Here is a 1,494-nt window from a genome sequence, read left to right as displayed (position 1 = left end):
CCCCGTTACCTTCTAGACGGCCTCGATCATGAGGCTCCCGGCCTTCTGGCCCGGCATGACTTTTGCCCCCTGTCGACCATGACCCGGGGGGTGGTGTCACCGGGTCGGGAGGCGCCGGTAGATCGCTGATAGGGGCAGGAGCGCCGGTCCGCCGGCAACGCTCTTCGTAACGTGGTTGCCGGATGTCGGCGCCGTGCCTTGGCCGGGAAGAACGAACCCTCCCAGGAGGAGTGAAGTGCTCGACACCCGCGACGTCGCCGTGTTCCTCGGCCTCGACGTCGGCAAGGGCGAACACCACGCCACCGGCCTCACGCCGGACGGCAAGAAAGTGGTCGACAAGCCGCTGCCCAACAGCGAGCCGAAGATGCGGGCCATGCTCGACAAGCTGACGGCGAAGTACGGGAAAGTCCTGGTCGTGGTCGACCAGCCCGCCTCGATCGGCGCCCTGCCGCTGGCCGTCGCCCGCGACGCGGGCTGCGAGGTCGCCTATCTGCCCGGCCTGACGATGCGGCGGATCGCCGACCTCTACCCCGGTGAAGGCAAGACCGACGCCCGCGACGCGGCAATCATCGCGGACGCCGCCCGCACCATGCCCCACACGCTCCGCTCGATCGAGCTGAACGACGAGACCGTCGCCGAACTCCACATGATCGTCGGGTTCGACGACGACCTGGCCGGCGAGGTAACCCGGGTCGCGAACCGGCTGCGCGGCCTGCTCACCCAGATCCACCCGCACCTCGAACGCGTCCTGGGCCCGCGCGTCCAGCACCCGGCCGTGCTCACGCTGCTGGAACAGTTCGGCTCGCCCAAGGCGATCCGTAAAGCCGGCCGACGGCGCCTGATCACGCTGCTGCGGCCGAAGGCCCCGCGGATGGCCGAGCGGCTGGTCGAGGACATCTTCACCGCGCTGGACGAGCAGACCGTCGTCGTCACGGGCACCGACGCGGCCGCGGTGATCGTGCCCAAGCTCGCCAAGAACCTCGCCGCACTGCTCGACCAGCGCAAACAACTCGCCGCAGACATCGAGGAGTTGCTCAAGTCGCACCCTCTTTCCGAGCTCCTGACGTCGATGCCGGGGATAGGCGTCAGGACCGGAGCCAGGATCCTCATCGACGTCGGCGACGCCACAGCCTTCCCCACCGCCGGGCACCTCGCCGCCTATGCCGGACTCGCCCCGGTGACCCGAAGATCCGGGTCCTCCATCCGGGGCGAGAGCCCGTCCCGCAGAGGCAACAAGCACCTGAAACGGGCCTTCTTCCTCGCCGCGTTCGCCTCACTGTCCGATCCGGCCTCCCGGGCCTACTACGAGCGGAAGAAGGCCGAGGGCAAACGGCACAAGCAGGCCCTGATGTGCCTCGCCCGCCGCCGCGTCGACGTCCTGTTCGCCATGCTCCGCGACGGCACGTTCTTCGAACCTCAAGCCGTCCCCCAAGCCGCCTGAAACATCACCAATCAACCGACCCGCCCCTTGACGAAAGAGATAGGGGCACCCCC

At 68.6% G+C, this 1,494-nt stretch carries 1 protein-coding gene; it reads left to right on the top strand.

The annotated features are described in order from the left end of the window. Window positions 1-235 precede the first annotated feature (235 nt). On the top strand, window positions 236-1,441 hold the full coding sequence (locus PV682_RS44020; RefSeq protein ID WP_319738579.1) for an IS110 family RNA-guided transposase: 1,206 nt from the start codon (window positions 236-238) through the stop codon (window positions 1,439-1,441). Window positions 1,442-1,494 lie beyond the last annotated feature (53 nt).

The sequence above is a fragment of the Streptomyces niveiscabiei genome (genome assembly GCF_033794345.1).
Lineage (GTDB): Bacteria > Actinomycetota > Actinomycetes > Streptomycetales > Streptomycetaceae > Streptomyces > Streptomyces niveiscabiei.
This window is presented reverse-complemented; position numbering and strand designations above follow the sequence as displayed.